The organism is Halorubrum halodurans (genome assembly GCF_002252985.1).
Classification (GTDB): Archaea; Halobacteriota; Halobacteria; order Halobacteriales; family Haloferacaceae; genus Halorubrum; species Halorubrum halodurans.
Window position 1 is genome coordinate 15,122 of record NZ_NHPJ01000131.1, and the last position, 16,778, is coordinate 31,899.

The 16,778-nt window shown below is 71.5% G+C and carries 18 protein-coding genes and 1 tRNA gene; 4 read left to right on the forward strand and 15 right to left on the reverse strand.

Annotated features, from left to right (window positions below):
- Positions 1-22 precede the first annotated feature (22 nt).
- Together ncsA and DJ70_RS14710 are read right to left on the reverse strand one after the other, a co-directional pair.
- Positions 23-1,018 carry a tRNA 2-thiolation protein NcsA gene (gene ncsA, locus DJ70_RS14705; protein ID WP_094534291.1) on the reverse strand — a complete coding sequence of 332 codons (996 nt, stop codon included), beginning with the start codon at positions 1,016-1,018 and terminating at the stop codon, positions 23-25.
- 67 nt (positions 1,019-1,085) lie between these two features.
- A complete protein-coding gene (locus DJ70_RS14710; protein WP_094534293.1) occupies positions 1,086-1,796 on the reverse strand; it encodes an alpha/beta hydrolase in 711 nt (236 codons plus the stop codon).
- 120 nt (positions 1,797-1,916) lie between these two features.
- Between DJ70_RS14710 and DJ70_RS14715 the strand changes: the two genes are divergently transcribed.
- Positions 1,917-2,435: a DUF4442 domain-containing protein gene (locus tag DJ70_RS14715; RefSeq protein WP_094534295.1), complete on the forward strand. Its 519-nt coding sequence runs from the start codon at positions 1,917-1,919 to the stop codon at positions 2,433-2,435.
- A 24-nt stretch (positions 2,436-2,459) separates the two neighbouring features.
- On the opposite strand, the gene DJ70_RS14720 is transcribed toward DJ70_RS14715, so the two are convergent.
- The 4 genes from DJ70_RS14720 to DJ70_RS14735 form a co-directional block, all read right to left on the reverse strand.
- On the reverse strand, positions 2,460-3,242 hold the full coding sequence (locus tag DJ70_RS14720; protein ID WP_094534297.1) for a response regulator: 783 nt from the start codon (positions 3,240-3,242) through the stop codon (positions 2,460-2,462).
- Between the two features lie 97 nt (positions 3,243-3,339).
- Positions 3,340-4,293 (reverse strand): alpha/beta fold hydrolase, encoded by a 954-nt coding sequence (locus DJ70_RS14725; RefSeq protein WP_094534299.1) that lies wholly within the window; start codon positions 4,291-4,293, stop codon positions 3,340-3,342.
- Between the two features lie 31 nt (positions 4,294-4,324).
- Positions 4,325-5,548 carry a methylmalonyl Co-A mutase-associated GTPase MeaB gene (meaB, locus tag DJ70_RS14730; RefSeq protein WP_094534301.1) on the reverse strand — a complete coding sequence of 408 codons (1,224 nt, stop codon included), beginning with the start codon at positions 5,546-5,548 and terminating at the stop codon, positions 4,325-4,327.
- Positions 5,549-5,968, reverse strand: a complete 420-nt coding sequence (locus DJ70_RS14735; protein WP_094534303.1) for a cobalamin B12-binding domain-containing protein — start codon at positions 5,966-5,968, stop codon at positions 5,549-5,551.
- Positions 5,969-6,110: 142 nt separating this feature from the next.
- On the opposite strand from DJ70_RS14735, the gene DJ70_RS14740 reads away from it, so the two are divergent.
- Positions 6,111-6,884 (forward strand): 23S rRNA (uridine(2552)-2'-O)-methyltransferase, encoded by a 774-nt coding sequence (locus tag DJ70_RS14740; protein ID WP_094534305.1) that lies wholly within the window; start codon positions 6,111-6,113, stop codon positions 6,882-6,884.
- Between the two features lie 4 nt (positions 6,885-6,888).
- On the opposite strand, the gene DJ70_RS14745 is transcribed toward DJ70_RS14740, so the two are convergent.
- The 4 genes from DJ70_RS14745 to thsB all read right to left on the reverse strand — a co-directional run bounded on the left by DJ70_RS14745 (position 6,889) and on the right by thsB (position 11,969).
- Entirely contained in the window at positions 6,889-7,395 is a 507-nt protein-coding gene (locus tag DJ70_RS14745; RefSeq protein ID WP_094534307.1) for a dihydrofolate reductase, read from the reverse strand.
- Between the two features lie 96 nt (positions 7,396-7,491).
- Positions 7,492-8,508 (reverse strand): ornithine cyclodeaminase family protein, encoded by a 1,017-nt coding sequence (locus DJ70_RS14750; RefSeq protein ID WP_094534309.1) that lies wholly within the window; start codon positions 8,506-8,508, stop codon positions 7,492-7,494.
- Between the two features lie 107 nt (positions 8,509-8,615).
- On the reverse strand, positions 8,616-10,076 hold the full coding sequence (locus DJ70_RS14755) for an ATP-binding response regulator (protein ID WP_094534311.1): 1,461 nt from the start codon (positions 10,074-10,076) through the stop codon (positions 8,616-8,618).
- A 243-nt stretch (positions 10,077-10,319) separates the two neighbouring features.
- A complete protein-coding gene (gene thsB, locus DJ70_RS14760) occupies positions 10,320-11,969 on the reverse strand; it encodes a thermosome subunit beta (RefSeq protein ID WP_094534387.1) in 1,650 nt (549 codons plus the stop codon).
- Between the two features lie 258 nt (positions 11,970-12,227).
- Here thsB and DJ70_RS14765 point away from each other — a divergent pair, with 258 nt between their 5' ends.
- A complete protein-coding gene (locus tag DJ70_RS14765) occupies positions 12,228-14,756 on the forward strand; it encodes an extracellular solute-binding protein (RefSeq protein WP_094534313.1) in 2,529 nt (842 codons plus the stop codon).
- A 29-nt stretch (positions 14,757-14,785) separates the two neighbouring features.
- Here the strand turns inward: DJ70_RS14765 and DJ70_RS17535 are convergent, their stop codons facing one another.
- The 4 genes from DJ70_RS17535 to DJ70_RS14780 all read right to left on the reverse strand — a co-directional run bounded on the left by DJ70_RS17535 (position 14,786) and on the right by DJ70_RS14780 (position 15,922).
- Positions 14,786-14,956: a hypothetical protein gene (locus DJ70_RS17535; RefSeq protein ID WP_179234073.1), complete on the reverse strand. Its 171-nt coding sequence runs from the start codon at positions 14,954-14,956 to the stop codon at positions 14,786-14,788.
- Between the two features lie 186 nt (positions 14,957-15,142).
- A tRNA-Ser gene (locus tag DJ70_RS14770) sits at positions 15,143-15,224 on the reverse strand.
- 27 nt (positions 15,225-15,251) lie between these two features.
- Positions 15,252-15,539: a hypothetical protein gene (locus DJ70_RS14775; RefSeq protein ID WP_094534315.1), complete on the reverse strand. Its 288-nt coding sequence runs from the start codon at positions 15,537-15,539 to the stop codon at positions 15,252-15,254.
- Between the two features lie 2 nt (positions 15,540-15,541).
- Positions 15,542-15,922: a Rid family detoxifying hydrolase gene (locus tag DJ70_RS14780; protein WP_094534317.1), complete on the reverse strand. Its 381-nt coding sequence runs from the start codon at positions 15,920-15,922 to the stop codon at positions 15,542-15,544.
- A 93-nt stretch (positions 15,923-16,015) separates the two neighbouring features.
- Between DJ70_RS14780 and DJ70_RS14785 the strand changes: the two genes are divergently transcribed.
- A complete protein-coding gene (locus DJ70_RS14785; RefSeq protein WP_094534319.1) occupies positions 16,016-16,420 on the forward strand; it encodes a DUF7577 domain-containing protein in 405 nt (134 codons plus the stop codon).
- Positions 16,421-16,449: 29 nt separating this feature from the next.
- Here the strand turns inward: DJ70_RS14785 and DJ70_RS14790 are convergent, their stop codons facing one another.
- On the reverse strand, positions 16,450-16,761 hold the full coding sequence (locus DJ70_RS14790; RefSeq protein WP_094534321.1) for an MTH1187 family thiamine-binding protein: 312 nt from the start codon (positions 16,759-16,761) through the stop codon (positions 16,450-16,452).
- Positions 16,762-16,778 lie beyond the last annotated feature (17 nt).

The window sequence follows — 16,778 nt, forward strand, 5'->3', positions numbered from 1 at the left end:
TTTTCGCTCGCTCGAGCCGGAGCTACGACGCCGCCTCGATCGACTCGAGCAGCCGGCACTTCCGACACACCTCGCGGCTGGTCGTCGAGCCGCACCGTGAACACTCGCGAAGCGACCGGCCGTCGCCGTCGTCGCGGTCGGTTCCGTCGTCGTCGTCGCGATATCGCTCGGCGGCGATCCCCGACAGCTCCTCGTAGCCGGCCATGATCGAGTGGCGCGTGCCGGGGTGGTTCTCCTCGAGGTCGTGGATCAGCGACTGGATCTCGCCGCGGTACGCCTCGGCGGCGTGGGGACACTCGGCCATGTGGACCGGGAGGTCGCGGACGTGACAGTAGAGGGCGATCTCCTTTTCAGGCACGTCCCGCAGCGGCTTGGCGCGCGGGACGAACGCGTCGGTCTCGCCACGCTCGTCGAAGGGGCCGAGCGAGGCGTCGAAGTGTTTCGCGACCTGCCGGACGTCGCCCTCGAGGACGTTCATCAGCGCGGTCTGTGCCTCGTCGTCGAGGTTGTGGCCGGTGAGCAGCTTGTCGGCGTCGAACTCCTCGGCGTATCGCTCGAGCACGTCCCGGCGGAACACGCCGCAGTACGCACACGGGGCCATGTCCTCCGGGTCCGTCTCGACCACGTCGTCCATGCGGACGCCGAACTCGTCGTCGTAGGAGACGACCTCGTGGCGGATCGAGCGGCCCTCGGCGAGCTCGACGCAGGCGTCGAGGCTCTCGTCGCGGTACCCCTCGATCCCCTCGTGGATCGTGAGCGCGAGCATCTCGACGCGCGGGTCCGCCCCGAACACGTCCTCGAGCACGTGGGTGAGGACCACGCTGTCCTTCCCGCCCGAGAGCCCGATCACCCACCGGTCCGGCTCGTCGGGAGTCGCGTCGGGGTCGAGCAGTCCGTCCTCCCGGATCCGACGCTTCACGCGCTTCTCCACCGAGCGACAGAGGTGCTCGCCACAGAGGTGCGCCCCCGAGTAGGCGGCGTGGTGGATCGCGTCGGTCCCGCACTTGTCACACTCCATCGGTGTCCGGTTGCGGACGCGCGGGGATACCGGTTTCGGGGCGGAGGAGGCGGCCGGACCGGCGGACTCACCGAACCCCCGCCGATCCCTCGCGAACGACCGCCCGAAGCGTCGGGGCGTGGGCCTCCCGCGACCGCGACGAGAAGAGCTCGTGGCCGCCGTCGTAGAGGACGGTGCGGTCCGCGGGGATCCGGTCTCCGACGCGCCGCGGGTCGACGATCGGGTCCGTCAGCGTACAGACCGCCACCGCGTCCGGATCCGGATCGATCCTCGCGAGGCCGGCCTGTGCCCGGCGGGCCTCCCGCAGGAACGTCGGGGCCGCGCGGTCCGGCCCCTCCCGTAGCTGTCGGTCCGTCGCGAGCTCGCCGAGCGCGTCGCGATCGGCAGTTCCGGCCGGGACGACCGATCTGCGCGTCGGGACCCGGCAGATCGCGTCGAGAAGCGGCCCGGTCGACTCCGGCGACATCCCCCACCACGGGCTGAGGTACGTCCGGGTCGCGGGCGCGTGGGACCCGCGGAGGTACGCGCCGATCAGCCCCCCGGTAGAGTGACCGACGAGCCGGTACTCGTCCAGGTCGGCGACGTGCTCGCGAACCGGAGCCAGATACTCCCGCTCGAACGAGGAGACGACCGTCGGGATCTCGATCGCGTGGACGTACGAGTCGGCCGCGAGCGTCTCCAGCAGCCAGCGCACGTTCTCGTGGTCCGGCCGGTTCCCCCAGCCGAGCAGGCAGACGAGGTCCGGATCCTCGGGGTCCCCGACGGTCTCGGTTCGCATACCGCCGGAACGGCCCCGCGGAACAAAAGCGTGACACCCACGTCGTTCGGGACCGACAACCTCCCGCGAGTTGGTCCGCGTTCCGACACGCGTTTGCCCCCGGCCGCGCGTCGATACGACGTGAGCGACTCCTCGACCGGGATCGACCGCGACCCGGAGCCGCGGCCGATCGATCCGGACCCCCCGGCCGAGAGCCTCCGAACCCGCCTGTGGCGGCACGCGTTCAACCTCCTTCCCGCCTACCGCGGGACCGGCGGCCGCGTCGACCACATCGGCGCGGCGTGGCGGTACGTCCGCGTGCGGATCCCGTTCAACTGGCGGACGCGGAACGGCCTCGGCGTGACCTTCGGGGGGAGCCTCTACGGCGCGCTCGATCCGGTGTACATGACCATGCTCAGGCGGGTCCTCGGCGACGGGTTCACCGTCTGGGACAAGTCGGCCGCGATCGAGTTCATCGAACCCGGCCGCGGGACGCTGTACGCGGAGTTCGAGCTCGCGCCCGACGAGGCCGACGCGATCCGGGAGGCGCTCGCGTCCGGGGAGTCGACGGACCGCGAGTACGCGGTCTCGCTCGTCGACGAGGCGGGGACCGTCCACGCGACCTGTCGGAAGACGCTGTACGTGCGCCGCGACGAGTGAGCCGGGAGCGAGAGCGTCTCCGGCTCAGTCGTCGGCGGTGACGCCCGACCCGCCGCGCTCCGACACCGAGATGAGGAGGCGTCCGTCGCTCGTCGTGCTCACCATCTTCGACTCGGGGAACGTGCTCCCGTCCGCCCGGAGCCCGATGCTCCGTCCGGTCCATCGGTCGCTCTCCATGACGGCCGGGAGCACGTCGGTCCGGATGTGTTCGACCTCCTCGGCGGGGTGGAGCCGCTGCCAGCGCTCGCCGACCAGGTCGTCGGGGTCGTAGCCGTACAGGTCGCCGTACTCCCGGCCGACGTACTCGAAGGTGCCGTCCGGCGCGACCGTACAGACGCCGTCGAACGAGATCGCCTCCCGGTCGACGCCGGCCTCGGTGCCGTCCCCGTCGAAGCCGCCGTCGTCGCCCGCGTTCCGGTCCGCGTCGACCGCGTGTTCGACCCGGCGGACGAGCGCCGTGTACGCCTCGCTGCCGCCGCGTTTCCCCACGTAGTCGGTGACGCCGACGCGGACCATCTCGGCCGCGATCTCGTCGGGCCCCGTCCCCGAGAACAGCAGGAACGGCAGCTCCGGACGCGTCTCGCGCGCCGCCGAGAGGAGCTGAACGCCGGTCCGGGCGGGCATGTCGTAGTCGGCGACGACGCAGTCGAACGCCTCCGCACGGATCCGGTCGAGCGCCGCGTTCGCGTCGGTCTCGACGGCGGTCTCGCAGTCGAGCCCGCAGCCTCGCTCGAGGTACGTCCCGACGAGCGCCGCGAGTCCGGGTTCGTCGTCGACACAGAGCACGCGAAACGGGTCATCGGTCATGTCCCGGTCTCCGCCGAGGCGACCTAAACCGCTTGCTCCCCGCTATTCAGTTCTGATAGCGACGGCGCACCCGGCCGGGAGGCGAGGGCGCGACCCGTCAGGCGGTCGCGCCCGCGACGAGGCTCTCGCGAACGGTCTCGAGGAAGCGGTTCGGGTGTTCGACGTGCGGCAACAGCGCGGCGCGATCGAAGACGACGAGCCGCGCGCCCGAGGCGTCCGCGAGATCGCGGCCGTCCGAGAGCGGGCTCACGTCGGCCTCGCGGCCCCACACGATCGTGGGGGGTACCTCGAGGTCGGCGAGCGCGGCCGCCAGGTCGACGTCGCTGTTGAGGTACCCCGACACGAACGACGCCGGCGCGAACCGCGCGTTCTCGACGTGGCTGGTCCGCCACTCGTAGTCGACCCACTCCTCGGCGGGGGCGTCGGGGTCGTAGTAGCCGTGGTCGGCGTTGAAGTACCGGATCGAGGGCTTCGAGGCGATCAGGTTGAAGGCCGCCGAACCGACGAGCGGCGACCGGAGCAGCTCCCGGAGCCAGGGCTTCGGCGGGCTCGGTCCGGCGACGGCCGTGGGACAGACGCCGACGAAGCCGCTCGCCTCGAGGTCACCCCTCGCGGAGTCGCCCGCGAGCGCCCCGGCCGCGTACGCCGCCGACAACGACGAGGCGACCACGGCGGGCTCGTCGAACTCGGCGAGGAAGTCCCCGACGAAGTCCTCGTACAGCGCCGCCGAGTACCGGAGCGGCGGACGGTCCGACCGCCCGTAGCCCGGCAGGTCGGGCGCGACGACGTGGTGGTCGGCGGTGAGGTCGCCGAAGACCTCGCGCCACTCCCCCGAGGAGCCGGCGGCGTTGATCCCGTGGAGGAGCACGAGGTCGGGATCCGCCGGGTCGCCGCCCTCGGTGTACGCGACGTCCATCCCGCGCCAGCGGAAGGTGCCGTCGTCGCCGACGAGCGGCGACTCCAGTTCGCCCTCGTAGCGGAGGCCGACGTTCGCCGCCGCCATCGCGCCGACGCCGAGGAGGGCCGTCCCGGCGAGGTTCCTGAGTCTCATGGAATCCCGTTGGTTCGCCGGCGACTTATATTCACGTGGAGTCGTCGCCGGGCTCGTTCGGCTTCCCCGGCCACCCGTCGGCCGGGTCGTCGCGGTCCTCGAGACACGCCGCGATCGGGTCGACGATCCCGGCCGCGACGCCGTACGGATCCGCCTCCTTCCGTCGGACGTGGTCCGCGAGCGCCTCGATCCCGCCCCGGCGCTCGATCGCCTCGGTCGCGAGCGCGCCGACGTCCGCGCGCACCAGCGTCCGGATCTCCTCGGCGTACCGCCGCCGTCTGGTCCGAGTCAGCTCGCCGGACTCGCGGAGGTGGGCCGCGTGCGCGTCGAACGCGGCGATCAGCTCCTCGACGCCCTCGCCCGTCTCCGCGACGGTTCCCAACACTTCGGGGGTCCAGCCGGAGGCCTCGGCGTCCTCGCGGTCGACGGTCGCCTCCGGGGAGTCGGCACCCGCCGAGCCCTCGGCGTCCGGGACGCCGGGGCCGGGCGGGCCGTGATGGCCCGCGTCGGCTCCGGGGGTCGCGGTCGAGCCCTCCCGTCTGTGGACCATCTCCTCCAGCTCCGCGAGGGCGCGCTCCGCCCCGTCCACGTCGGCCTTGTTGACGACGAAGACGTCGCCGATCTCCAAGATCCCCGCCTTCAACGTCTGGACGTCGTCGCCGGAGCCGGGCTGGACCAGCACCGCGACGGTGTCCGCGGTGCGGACCACGTCCACCTCGTTCTGTCCGGCGCCCACCGTCTCGATGACGACCACGTCCTTCCCGAAGGCGTCGAGCGCCTTCACCGCGTCCGCGGTCGCCATCGAGAGCCCGCCCAGTTGGCCGCGCGCGCTCATCGACCGGAAGAACACGTCCATGTCGCCGACGTTCGAGGCCATCCGGATCCGGTCGCCGAGCACCGCGCCGCCGGAGTACGGCGAGGAGGGGTCGACGGCCACGACCCCGACGGTGTCCCCGCGGTCGCGGTAGGCGGCCGCGAGCTTGTCGACGAGCGTGGACTTGCCCGCGCCGGGCGCGCCCGTCACGCCGATCACGTCCGCCCCGCCCGTGTGGTCGTACAGCGCCGAGACGAGCCCGCGGTATCCGGGCTCCCGCTCCTCGATCCGGGTGATGACGCGGGCGAGCGCCCGATGCTCCCCGGAGAGGAGCCGCTCGAGGAGGGCGGCGTCGCCGTCGCGGAGCGCGACCGTTCGGTCGGGAGCGTCGGCTCCGTCCCCGGTCGAGCCCGCCCCCTGGTTCGCGTCGGGCCCCTCCATCTACTCGCGGTCCGGGACGTTGTTCCGGACGAACTCGATCGTCTCCGCCATCGGCGTCCCCGGCCCGAACACCTCCGCGACGCCGAGGTCCTTCAGCTCCGCCACGTCGTCCTCGGGGACGATCCCGCCGACGAGGACCAGGGTGTCCTCGAACGCGCCGTACTCTTCGAGCCCGTCTATCACCTTCGGCACGAGGGTGTTGTGCGCCCCCGAGAGGATCGAGATGCCGAGGACGTCGACGTCCTCCTGGACCGCGGCCTGGACGATCTCCTCGGGCGCCCGGTGGAGCCCCGAGTAGACCACCTCGAAGCCGGCGTCGCGGAACGCCCGCGCGATCACGTGTGCGCCCCGGTCGTGGCCGTCGAGTCCGACCTTCGCGACCAGACACCGCACGGTCCGCTCTCTCCCTTCGACGCTCATACCCGCACCTGGCACGCGTGACCGTTTGACTCTAACGGCCCGCCGGGGTCGGCCGCGTCCGCGATCCCCGGCCGATTCGCCGGATCCCGCCGAGCGCTCCCGAACGACGCCGATAAACCGTCCGCGGGCCTACGGGGACCAAATGAGCGGCAAGGACGACTACTACAACCGGTCGAAACAGCAGGGGTATCGGAGCCGCGCCTCCTACAAGCTGAAACAGCTCGACGAGGACGCGGACCTCCTCTCGTCCGGCGACACCGTCGTCGACCTCGGCGCCGCGCCGGGCGGCTGGCTCCAGGTGGCCGCGGAGGCGGTCGGAGAGGCGGGCACCGTCGTCGGCGTCGACCTCCAGCGGATCGACGAGTTGGCGGACCACGACGTCGAGACGATCCGCGGCGACATGACGGAGGAGCGCACCCGCCACTACCTGCGCGAGGCGGTCGGGGAGGCGGGCGCCGACGTCGTCGTGAGCGACATGGCCCCGAACATGACCGGCGAGTACTCGCTGGATCACGCCCGGTCGGTCCACCTCGCACGCCAGGCGTTCGACGTGGCCGAGGAGCTGCTCGCGCCCGGCGGTGACTTCGTCGTGAAGGTGTTCCAGGGCGAGGACCTCGACGCGTTCCGCGACGAGGTCGCCGCGGAGTTCCAGTACGTCCGGACCGTCTCGCCGCCCGCCTCGCGCGACTCCTCCTCCGAGGTGTACCTCGTCGCCAAGGGGCTCACCGCCGCCCCCGTCGAGGAGGGCGACCGGATCGAGGTCACCGTCGAGGAGGTCGGCGACGAGGGCGACGGCATCGCGTACGTCGAGGGGTACTCGCTGTTCGTCGGCGACGCCGCCCCCGGCGAGACGCTCGCGGTCGCCGTCACCGACGTCAAGCCCCGGTTCGGCTTCGCCGAGCGGGTCGAGGAGTGACGCGTCAGTCGCTCGCCGGCCGCCTCCGCCACTCCCGCAGCGTGAACCGGTCGTGGTCGGTCTCCGAGCACACCTCCCACTCCGTTTCGTCCCACTCGGGGTATCGCGTGTCACCGTCGTAGCGTCCCTTCACGTGGCTGAGCGCCATCCCGTCGAGATACGGCTGGAACAGCCCGTAGATCGCTCCGCCGCCGAGAACGTAGACGGCGTCGTCCGCGAACTCCCCGCTCTCGACGATCCCGCGGGCCGCCTCGCGAGCCGTCTCGACCCCGTCGACGACGACCGCGCTCGGCACGTCCACCGCCTCGACGCTCCGGCTCACGACGATCTGGCGGCTGCCGGGCAGGTCGTCGCGCATCGAGTCGAAGGTGCGCCGCCCGAGGATGACGGGGGAGTCCGCGACCCGCTCTCGGTACTGGCGGACGTCGGCCTCGATGTGCGGCCAGGGGACCTCGCCGTCGTCGCCGATCACGCCGTTCTCCGCCACCGCCGCGACGCTGACGAGTCGCATACCCGTCGGTGGGACGCGACGGTATAAAATCACGCGGCCGGGGACGCGGCGTCGCGCCGGTCGGGACGCGGCGCGGGGTCGGCTCCGTGCGTCCGCCTACTCCGCGAGGCCGAGCAGGTCGAACGGGTAGCCGTTGTCGTTGTCGTCGGCCTCCTCGTAGACGACGCGGGCGGCCGCGACGTCCTGGATCGCGAGGCCGGTCGAGTCGAAGACGGTGACGCCGGTCACGCCGTCCTCGCCCGTCCCCCTGGCACCCGCCCGTCCCGCGCGGTTCCCGACGACGATCTCGCCGATCTCGCCGTAGACGTCGTCGTCGCCGAGGACGCCCGCGGCGTACGGGACGTTGATCTCGCCGGAGTGGGTACACTGCGCGTGGTCGTCGATGACGACCGTCGCGTCGAGAAGGAGATCGTCGGCCAGCTCGTGTTTGCCCTCGGCGTCGGCACCCATCGCGTTGACGTGGGTGTGCTCGCCCACGTCGTCGGGGCCGACGATCGGGTCCTCGACGGGGGTCACCGTCGAGAGCACGTCGCAGTGGCCCGCCTCCGAGATCGAGCCCGCGCGCACGTCGAAGCGGTCCTCGAAGGCGTCGATGAAGTTCGCCACGCGCTCCTCGTCGAGGTCGCTCACGACGACCTCCTCGATGTCGCGCACCGCGGCGATCGCCTCGAGCTGCGTGTACGCCTGGACGCCCGCGCCGACGATCCCCATCGAGCTCGCGTCCGGAACCGCGAGGTGGTCGGTCGCGACGGCGGCGGCCGCGCCGGTCCGCTTCATCGTGAGCTCGGTCCCGTCCATGATCGCGAGCGGGAAGGCGGTCTCCGGGTCCGAGTAGATCATCGTCCCCATCACGGTGGGGAGGTCGTGGTCGTCGGGGTTGTCCGTGTGGACGTTCACCCACTTGATCCCGGCGGCGTCCCAGTCCCCGGCGTCCATGTACGCCGGCATCGACCGGAAGTCCCCGTTGTACTCGGGCAGGTCGATGTACGACTTCGGCGGCATCTGGGCGTCGCCGCGCTCGTAGGCGGCGAACGCGCCCTCGACCGCCTCGATGACGCGATCCATCCGCGCGTTCTCGTCGACGTCGTCGCCGTTGAGGAGCAGCGTCTGCATGTCGCAACTCTTTCCGGAGGGGTACTTATGCGTGCTGAAGCAGTCCGAGGCCCCGAGGGAGTCGGTCGCGGCTGGGGAGCCGCGTGACCGGGGGCGGGCGTCCGCCGCTACGACTCGGGACCCGCCGGCTCCGGCCCGTCGCAGTCCGCCGGTTCGAGATCGGTGCCGGTGATCTCGAACCGGGCACCCCCGTCGGATCCCGTCACGACCTCGATCTCCCAGCCGTGTGCCGCGACGACCTGGTCGACGATCGCGAGCCCGAAGCCGCTGCCGTGCTCCGAGGTGGTGTGGCCCCGCTCGAAGACCGTCTCACGCTCCGACTCCGGGATCCCCGGCCCGTCGTCGGCGACGTAGAAGCCGTTCCGCCCATCGAGGACGCCCACGGTGACGGTCACCGACTCGCCGCCGTGGTCGAGGGCGTTACGCAGGAGGTTCTCGAGCGCCTCCCCGGTCCGGTCCGGATCACACCGGAGCGTCCCGGACCCGACGATCTCGAGGGTCGCCTCCGGCAGGAGGAGGTTCTCGCTCGCGGATCGAACCAGCGACTCGAACGGGACCGCCGATCGCTCGTCGATCGCCGCCCCCCGCTTCGCGAGCGTGAGCAGGTCGTCGATGAGCTCGTCCATCCTCGCGAGCGCCCGAGCGGTGGTCTCGAGGCGGGGATCGTCCCGTTCCTCCCTCGCGAGGTCGACGTTCCCGTCGGCGACGTTCAGGGGGTTCCGCAGGTCGTGCGCGACCGTCGACGCGAACTGCTCCAGCTGCTCGTTCTTCTCGACGAGGCTCGCCTCGTAGTACTTCCGGTCGGTGACGTCCCGGCTGAACCCGCTGATGAAGTCGACGTCGCCCCGCTCGTCCGTGACGGGGATGCACCGCGACTCGACCCACGACTGGAGCTCCGCGGACGTGTTCACGCGGTACTCGATCCGGACGTGGTCTCCCGCCGAGGCGCGCCCCATCGCCCGCTCGACGCGGTCGACGTCCTCGTCGTTTATCCGGTCGAGGAACGACCGCGGCTCCGCCCGGAGCGCCTCGACCGGCTGGCCGAAGACGGACTCGTACGCGGAGTTGATGAAGTGGAGCTCCCGCCAGTCCGCCGAGAAGATCCACAGCGCGTCGTCGGTCGCCTCGGCGACCGACCGGAGCTGTCTGGACGTCCGGTCGATCCGTCGTTGGGTTCGCTCGTGCTCGACCGCGGAGAGCACCTTTCGCGCCAGAAGCGGGGAGGGATCGCCGATCGCCCGGTGGATGACGTAGTCGGTGACGCCGGCGGAGATGGCCTCGCTCGCGACCTCCTCGTCGCCCGTCTCGGTGAAGAGGACGAACGGGATCTCCTCGCCGTCCCGCCGGATCGACCGGAGGTACTCGACGCCGGTCCGGTCCGGCATGTGGTGGTCGCTCACGATACAGTCCACGTCGCTCCGCGACCGGATCCGCTCGGCCGCGTCGACCGACTCGGCGGTCCGCACGTCGAGACGGTCGTTCTCGCGCTCCAGCCGCCGGGAGACGAGATCGCGGAGGTCGGCGTCGTCGTTGACGTAGAGTACGGAGACGGCGGTCGCCCCAGTCATTGCGCCGAGTCGTCGTCGTCGGCACAAGACGTTTGGGGGCCGATTATCACGACGCGGAGCGCCCTCGACCGACGGAACCCGCCGGGTCGGCGGACGGCTCGGCGCGGTCGGCGGTGTGACGATCGGCGGCGCGGCTGTCGACGTCACGACGGTCGGGAAAAAACGCCGGCGCGGGGGTCGGGAAGCGGTGGTCGTCGGCGGTGCGGCGGTCGACGGGGTCGCGTGGGCGCTACCTGCCGAAGCTTACATCGCGCCGCCCATGCCGCCCATGCCGCCCATACCGCCCATGCCGCCGGCGCCGCCCTCGTCGTCGTCGCCGGAGGTGGAGAGGTCGCCGGCCGCGATGATGTCGTCGATCTTGAGCACGAGGTTCGCGGCCTCGGCGGCGGAGGCGATCGCCTGCTCCTTGGCGTGGGCCGTCTCGACGACGCCCGCCTCGAAGGTGTCCTCGACCTCGCCGGTGAAGACGTTGAGGCCGGCGTTCGCGTCGCCCGACTCGTGGGCCGCGCGGAGGTCGACCAGCAGGTCGATGGAGTCGAGCCCGGCGTTCTCGGCGAGGACGCGGGGGATCAGCTCTAGGGCGTCGGCGAACGCCTCGACGGCGAGCTGCTCGCGTCCGGAGACGGAGTCCGCGTAGTCGCGGAGCCGGCTCGCGATCTCGACCTCGATCGCGCCGCCGCCGGGGAGCGTGCGGCCGTCGGAGACGGTCGTCGCGACCACGTCGATCGCGTCGTTGATGCCGCGCTCGAGCTCGTCGACGACGTGCTCCGTGGAGCCGTACAGCAGCAGCGTCGCGCCGTGGGGGTCCTCGCCCTCGACGTAGAACAGCTCCTCGTCGGCGTCACGGGTGACGGAGCCGACCGCGACGTCCTCGCTCGACAGCGAGTCGAGGTCGGTGACGATCGCCGCGTCGAGGACGTTCTTGAGGAACTTCATGTCGGACTTCTTCGTCCGACGGACCGCGAGGATACCCTCCTTCGCGAGGTAGTGCTGGGCGAGGTCGTCGATCCCCTTCTGACAGAAGACGACGTCCGCGCCGCTCTCGACGATCTGGTCGACCTTCTCGCGGAGCTGCTCCTCCTCCTGGTCGAGGAACTTCTGGAGCTGATCGGGCGAGTCGACGTTGACGGAGGTGTCGACGTCGGCCTCCTCGACCTCGATGGCCTCGTTGAGGAGGAGCACGCTCGCCTCCTCGAAGTCGGTGGGCATGTCGTCGTGGACCGGGTCCTTGTCGACGACCGCGCCGGAGAGCAGCCGGGACTCGCCGGCCGAGCGACCCGTCCGCGTCTCGATGTTCAGGTTCGCCAGATCGACCACGTTCGAGCCGTCCTCGGCCTCGACGGTGACCTCCTGGATCGCGCGGACGACGAGGTCCGCGAGGACGTCCTTCTCGAGCTCCGCGCCCTTGCCCGTCATCGACGTCTCGGCGACGTTCTTCAGCGTCTCCGTGTCGTCGGCGTCGACCGGGGTGGCGACCTCGTCGACCTGCTCGCGGGCGTACTCGCTCGCGAGGTTGAAGCCCTTGATCACGGCGGTGGGGTGGATGTCCTGCTCGAGGAGGTCCTCGGCGTTCTTGAGGAGCTCGCCCGCGATGGCGACCGCGCTCGTCGTGCCGTCGCCGGCCTCGTCCTCCTGGGTCTCGGCGACCTCGACGATCATCTCGGCGGTCGGGTTGTCGATGTCCATCGTCTGCAGGATGGTGACGCCGTCGTTCGTGATGGTGACGTCGCCCATCGAGTCGACGAGCATCTTGTCCATCCCTTTCGGCCCGAGCGTCGACCGTACGGACTCGGCGACGCCGCGCGCCGCGGAGATGTTGTACTCCTGTGCGTCCTTGTCCTTGACGCGCTGGGCGTCGTCGCCCATGATGATCATCGGCTGACCCTGCTGCATTCGCTGGCTCATACAGCGTTCGATTGTTTGTGATTCTATATAAACCTATCGCAAACGGCTCCGCCGCGCGCGTCGGCGGAGTCGCGGCCGCGGACGACGAAACCTGCCGACGGCACGCCCGTAAACCGAGAATAGTGTTGACTATTCTCATGGATTTTCCCCGACGGACGCGACCGGGAGCCGGCCGCTTTATAACTCCCGTATCACTCGTGAGATCGATGCCTACCCGTTATTAGGCGGCGCCGAAAACGACGGCGTATGGACCGGTTGGAGGGCCCCGTGGAGGGACGAAACGGGACGTGGTCGGTCGGCGACCGCGTCGACGAGACCCCCCGGTGGACGACGTATCGCGGGACGGACGAGGAGGGATCGCCGGTCGCGATCCGGACGCCGACCGGGACGGTCCCGAGCGACCGGTACGACCGGTTCGACTCGCTCGCCCGCCAGTGGGGGACCGTCGACGAGCGACGAACCGTCCGCGGCCTGCTCGACTGGGGGACCGACCCCGAGCCGTGGGTCGCCGTCGAGTACGTCCCCGACGAGCTCGAGGCGTGGGCCGCCGGAACCACTCTCGAGACCGCGCGGGCGTGCGACCCGCGGACGCGGGTCGAACTGCTCTTCGACGTCTGCGAGGTGCTCCGGACCTACTCCCGGTACGGCTCGACGCCCTGTCACCTCGCGCTCCACCCCGACTGTCTCTCCTTCCGGGCCGACGCCGACGGGCCGGTCGCGGTCGTCGACGACTGGGGACTCAGCCGGCTCGTCGAGGACCCCCCGACGACCCCGTACACCGCGCCCGAGCAGCTCGCGGGCGACCACGCCTCGAAGCGAACGGACGTCTACCGGATCGGCGCGCTCGCGGCCGCGGCGCTCGGCTCCGGCTCGCCCTTTCCCGGCGTCGACGCCGACGATCCGACGGCGCTGGCCGACGCGATCCGCGAGGGGATCGACGCCGACGCGCTCGGCGACGACTTCCCCGAGGGGGCCGTGCGACCGGTCGGCCGGGCGACCGAGGGCGATCCGGCCGACCGATTCGCGACGACGTACCCCCTCGGACGGGACCTCCTCGACGCCGTCCCGGTCGTCGACACGAGCGACCGCGAGGCCGACGCGCTCGCCGCGACCGTCGCGCCGACGCCCGAGGAACCGGACGCCGACGAGTCGGACGCGGGGACGGAGGCCGAGGGCGCGGCCGCGGCGGAACCCGCGGCCGCGACGGACGACGACGACGGCGGGGATCCGGACGGCGAGGCGGCCGGGACCGGAAGCGCCGAGAGCGGCGACGGGACGGGGGCCGCGGCGGAGCCCGCGGACGCGACTGCCTCCGGCTCCGACGGCGGCGGCTCCAGACGGTCGTTCCTCAAGTACGGGATCGGCGCGTTCGCGCTCGCCGGCGTCGGGGCGGGCGGGCTCGTCGCGATGGATCGGAACGAGCCGGCGCTTCGGGCCGTCGAGGACGGAACGGGGACGTCCGGCTCGGACTCCGGATCCGGGACCGATACCGGCACCGAATCGGAGACTCAGTCCGGACCGGAACCGGAAGCGGAGGCGGCGACCGAGGTCACTGGCGGGACCGTCACCGTCGACGCCCGGTACTCCCAGTGGCTACAGGACCTTCCGGAAGCGATCGACGAGTCGGACGTTCCCGACGCCGTCGACGTGGAGGTCCGTTCCGACGACGACGGCACCAGACCGATCGACGAGATCCTCTCCCGGATCGAGGCCGGCGAACCGAACCCGGACGTGTTCCTCGTCAGCGGCTGGGAGCTCGGGCGGGTCTTCTCGAGGGACGCGACCGAGCCGCTCTCGGCACACGCGGACACCCACCGGATCGGGGAGGTGATCGACGGGACGTTCCCCGCCCTCGACGTCGTCGCGCGGCACCCCGGAGACGGCGAGGCACACGCGCTGCCGTACTCGTTCATGCCGCAGGCGGTCGTCTACCGGCGGCCGCGGTTCCGGGAGGCCGGGATCGACGACGAGGGGTGGATGACCGAGCCGCCGACCTGGTCCGACTGGTCGCGGGCGGTCGCCACCGCCCGGCGGGACGCCGGGTTCGTCTGGAGCGGCCGGCCGCAGCGACTCCCCTCGACGTTCACCGGCGTGCTGGCCGGGTTCGGCGGGTCCTACTACGAGCGGGGGGAGACGGCGCCGGCGAACGACGCCACGGTGGCGATCGGGGACGGATCCGGCGTTCGCGCGGCGAACGTCCTCCACGACCTCGCGCTCGGCGGCGGCAGGGCCGACCCGCCCGTCGAGCAGACGTCCCCCGAGGCGGTGCTCGACTACGGCTTCGGCGAGGTGATGAACCGGTTCCTCGCCGGGGACGCCGTCGCCGCACTGCTCCCGCTCACCGTGGCGGTCGGCCGTTCGGGCGACGTGGACCCCGAGACGCTCGGCGTGATGCCGCTGCCCACGGGGTCGGCGGGGTCGCGGACGACGCTGTACGGCCAGTACGTCGCCGTCAACCCCAACACGGAGCTGCTCGGCGAGGCGCTCGCGGTCGCTCGGGGGTTCCGGTCGGCGGCCGTCGGATCGCTGCTCGTCGCGAACGGGCGGCTCCCCACGATGAACGGGGACCCGTTCTCCGTGGACGACGCGGCGTCGTCCCCGTACGCGCCACACGAGCCGGCGATCCGGTTCATGGCCGAGAACGGGATCCACGAGCCGCCGACGGCGACGTGGTTCGGAGAACGGTCGAGGATCGGCGAGGTGCTCCGTCGGGGGATCAGGGAGGACCCGAGGGGGGCACTCAGCGAGCTGACGTCGATCCTCGGCGAACAGTAGGAGGGCGGTCCGATCGAGTCGCCGGGGGGCTACTCGGCGGCCGGCTCGCCGGGCTCGTCGAGATACTCCGAGTCGACCGTCTCGAGCGTCGGCTCCGGCGGTTCGTCGTCGGCCTCGAGCTCCCGTCGGGCGAGGTGGTCTTCGAGCTGCTGGCGTTTCCCTCTCCCCTTCCGTTCGCGACCCGATTTCGTGTCTGGCATCGTCAACCGTGTCAACACTACCCACACACATGAAGGTTGTGTCCGTCCGTTGAAACACCGCGGCGCGGGAGCGGGCTCCGGAGCGGCGCCGGGAGGGGAGCAGGCCCGCGGTCGCGCGGGGGCACTCCCCTCAGTCTCGGTTTTCGACGAACGGCTCGCTCCGCTCGCCGTGTCGTTCGTGGAAAACGCCAGGAGAGGGATTTGAACCCCCGATCCCGGAAGGGAACACGCTTTCCAGGCGTGCGCCTTACCACTCGGCCATCCTGGCTCGTTCGGACGTAATCCGGTGGGACTGTTAAGTCCTTCTTTTCGCCCCCCGTCGAGCGATCCGGTGTTCCGCGACGTATGCCAGCGCGAGAGTGGCTCCGGCCACGGTCGCGGCCAGGCCGAACAGCCACGCGTATCCGAAGGGGAGCGAGCCGCCGACGAGGAGGTATCCCTGCGCGGCGACGAGGAACGCGAACCCGCCGATCGCTCCCCACAGCGCCGCCGAACGCAGCCGGTTCCGCCTCGTGGCGGGACGCCCCGGCGCGTCGCCGGCGGGCGCGCCGTCCCGATCACGCTCCTCGCCGCCCCCGCTCATCTCTACTCCACGCTCGCGACCGCCTCGATCTCGACGCCGACGCCCTTCGGGAGCGCGCCGGCCTGGACCGCCGATCGCGCCGGCGGCGCGCGGTCGAAGTAGTCGGCGTACACCTCGTTCATCTCCTCGAAGTCGTCGATGTCGCCGAGGAAGACCGTCGTCTTGAGCACGTCCTCCGGCTCCGCGCCCGCCTCCGCGAGGACCGCCAGCAGGTTGTCGAGCGCCTGCTCGGTCTGCTCGGCGATCGGGGCGTCCGCGAGGAGTTCTCCCTCCGGCGTCAGCGGGATCTGCCCGGCGGTGAACACGAGGTCGCCGTTCGTCGTCGCCTGGCTGTACGCGCCGACCGCCTCCGGGGCCGCGTTCGTGTGGATGATCTCCGACATGCGTCGACCCTTCGACGCGGATCACTAAGTGTGTCGGGGACGCGGCCGATCCGACCGCCGAGCATAATAGCGTCGAGTGGTAACGTACCACATATGTCGGTGGCACTGCTCGCCGCGCTGCTGGCGGGGATGCTCCTGATCAACGTGGCGGTCGCGTGGACGCTCGCCCGCCGGGAGCGCGGTCCCGGCGACGCGCCCGACGCGGAGGGGACGCCGGGGGACGACGATCACACCGGGTTCGACGCGGTGCTCGCCAAGCGGCGGACGCCGCCGACCGACGGCGACGACGCGCCGGCCGACGCGCGCTCGCCGCCCGCGGACCCGGCGATCGACGACCCGCCGCCGCTCGAGACCGACGAGGAGACGGTCGTCTGTGGGAACTGCGGCGCGAGGAACCGGTCGGGGTACCGCTACTGCCGCTGGTGCGTCCGGTCCGCCCTCGTCGACGACGGGCCGGGGCGCGGCGACGCCGCCGGGGCGGCGCGTCGGCCGCTGTGAGCCGGGCGCCGCGAGCCGGCCCGAGCCGATCAGCGTTCCCGCCTCGCCGCGCGTCCGAGGTGCTCCTCGACGGCCTCGACCTTCCGGTCGGCCGTCGTCTCGACGGTCCGCTTGTCGTCGATCTTCAGGAACGTCGAGACGCGGTCGCCGTCGACCGCCCGATGGGCGGCCCCGACGGCGTCGAGCAGCGTGTCGACGTCGTCGGCCTCGATGGTGGTCCCCATCGGGTTCGTCTCGTAGCTCACGTCGAAGTCGTCGAGGGCCGCCACCGCCTCGGCGACCTCCTCGGCCATGCTCCCTTCGATCACCGGCGCGACGCTCAACAGGGCGACGACGGTCATGCGTCGGCGTACGCGGT

Bases quoted from the DNA above. Each gene is read 5' to 3' on its own strand.
- ncsA (WP_094534291.1), bottom strand. From the start codon at position 1,018: ATGGAGTGTGACAAGTGCGGGACCGACGCGATCCACCACGCCGCCTAC.
- DJ70_RS14710 (WP_094534293.1), bottom strand. From the start codon at position 1,796: ATGCGAACCGAGACCGTCGGGGACCCCGAGGATCCGGACCTCGTCTGC.
- DJ70_RS14720 (WP_094534297.1), bottom strand. From the start codon at position 3,242: ATGACCGATGACCCGTTTCGCGTGCTCTGTGTCGACGACGAACCCGGA.
- DJ70_RS14725 (WP_094534299.1), bottom strand. From the start codon at position 4,293: ATGAGACTCAGGAACCTCGCCGGGACGGCCCTCCTCGGCGTCGGCGCG.
- meaB (WP_094534301.1), bottom strand. From the start codon at position 5,548: ATGGAGGGGCCCGACGCGAACCAGGGGGCGGGCTCGACCGGGGACGGA.
- DJ70_RS14735 (WP_094534303.1), bottom strand. From the start codon at position 5,968: ATGAGCGTCGAAGGGAGAGAGCGGACCGTGCGGTGTCTGGTCGCGAAG.
- DJ70_RS14740 (WP_094534305.1), top strand. From the start codon at position 6,111: ATGAGCGGCAAGGACGACTACTACAACCGGTCGAAACAGCAGGGGTAT.
- DJ70_RS14745 (WP_094534307.1), bottom strand. From the start codon at position 7,395: ATGCGACTCGTCAGCGTCGCGGCGGTGGCGGAGAACGGCGTGATCGGC.
- DJ70_RS14750 (WP_094534309.1), bottom strand. From the start codon at position 8,508: ATGCAGACGCTGCTCCTCAACGGCGACGACGTCGACGAGAACGCGCGG.
- DJ70_RS14755 (WP_094534311.1), bottom strand. From the start codon at position 10,076: ATGACTGGGGCGACCGCCGTCTCCGTACTCTACGTCAACGACGACGCC.
- thsB (WP_094534387.1), bottom strand. From the start codon at position 11,969: ATGCAGCAGGGTCAGCCGATGATCATCATGGGCGACGACGCCCAGCGC.
- DJ70_RS14765 (WP_094534313.1), top strand. From the start codon at position 12,228: ATGGACCGGTTGGAGGGCCCCGTGGAGGGACGAAACGGGACGTGGTCG.
- DJ70_RS17535 (WP_179234073.1), bottom strand. From the start codon at position 14,956: ATGCCAGACACGAAATCGGGTCGCGAACGGAAGGGGAGAGGGAAACGC.
- DJ70_RS14775 (WP_094534315.1), bottom strand. From the start codon at position 15,539: ATGAGCGGGGGCGGCGAGGAGCGTGATCGGGACGGCGCGCCCGCCGGC.
- DJ70_RS14780 (WP_094534317.1), bottom strand. From the start codon at position 15,922: ATGTCGGAGATCATCCACACGAACGCGGCCCCGGAGGCGGTCGGCGCG.
- DJ70_RS14785 (WP_094534319.1), top strand. From the start codon at position 16,016: ATGTCGGTGGCACTGCTCGCCGCGCTGCTGGCGGGGATGCTCCTGATC.
- DJ70_RS14790 (WP_094534321.1), bottom strand. From the start codon at position 16,761: ATGACCGTCGTCGCCCTGTTGAGCGTCGCGCCGGTGATCGAAGGGAGC.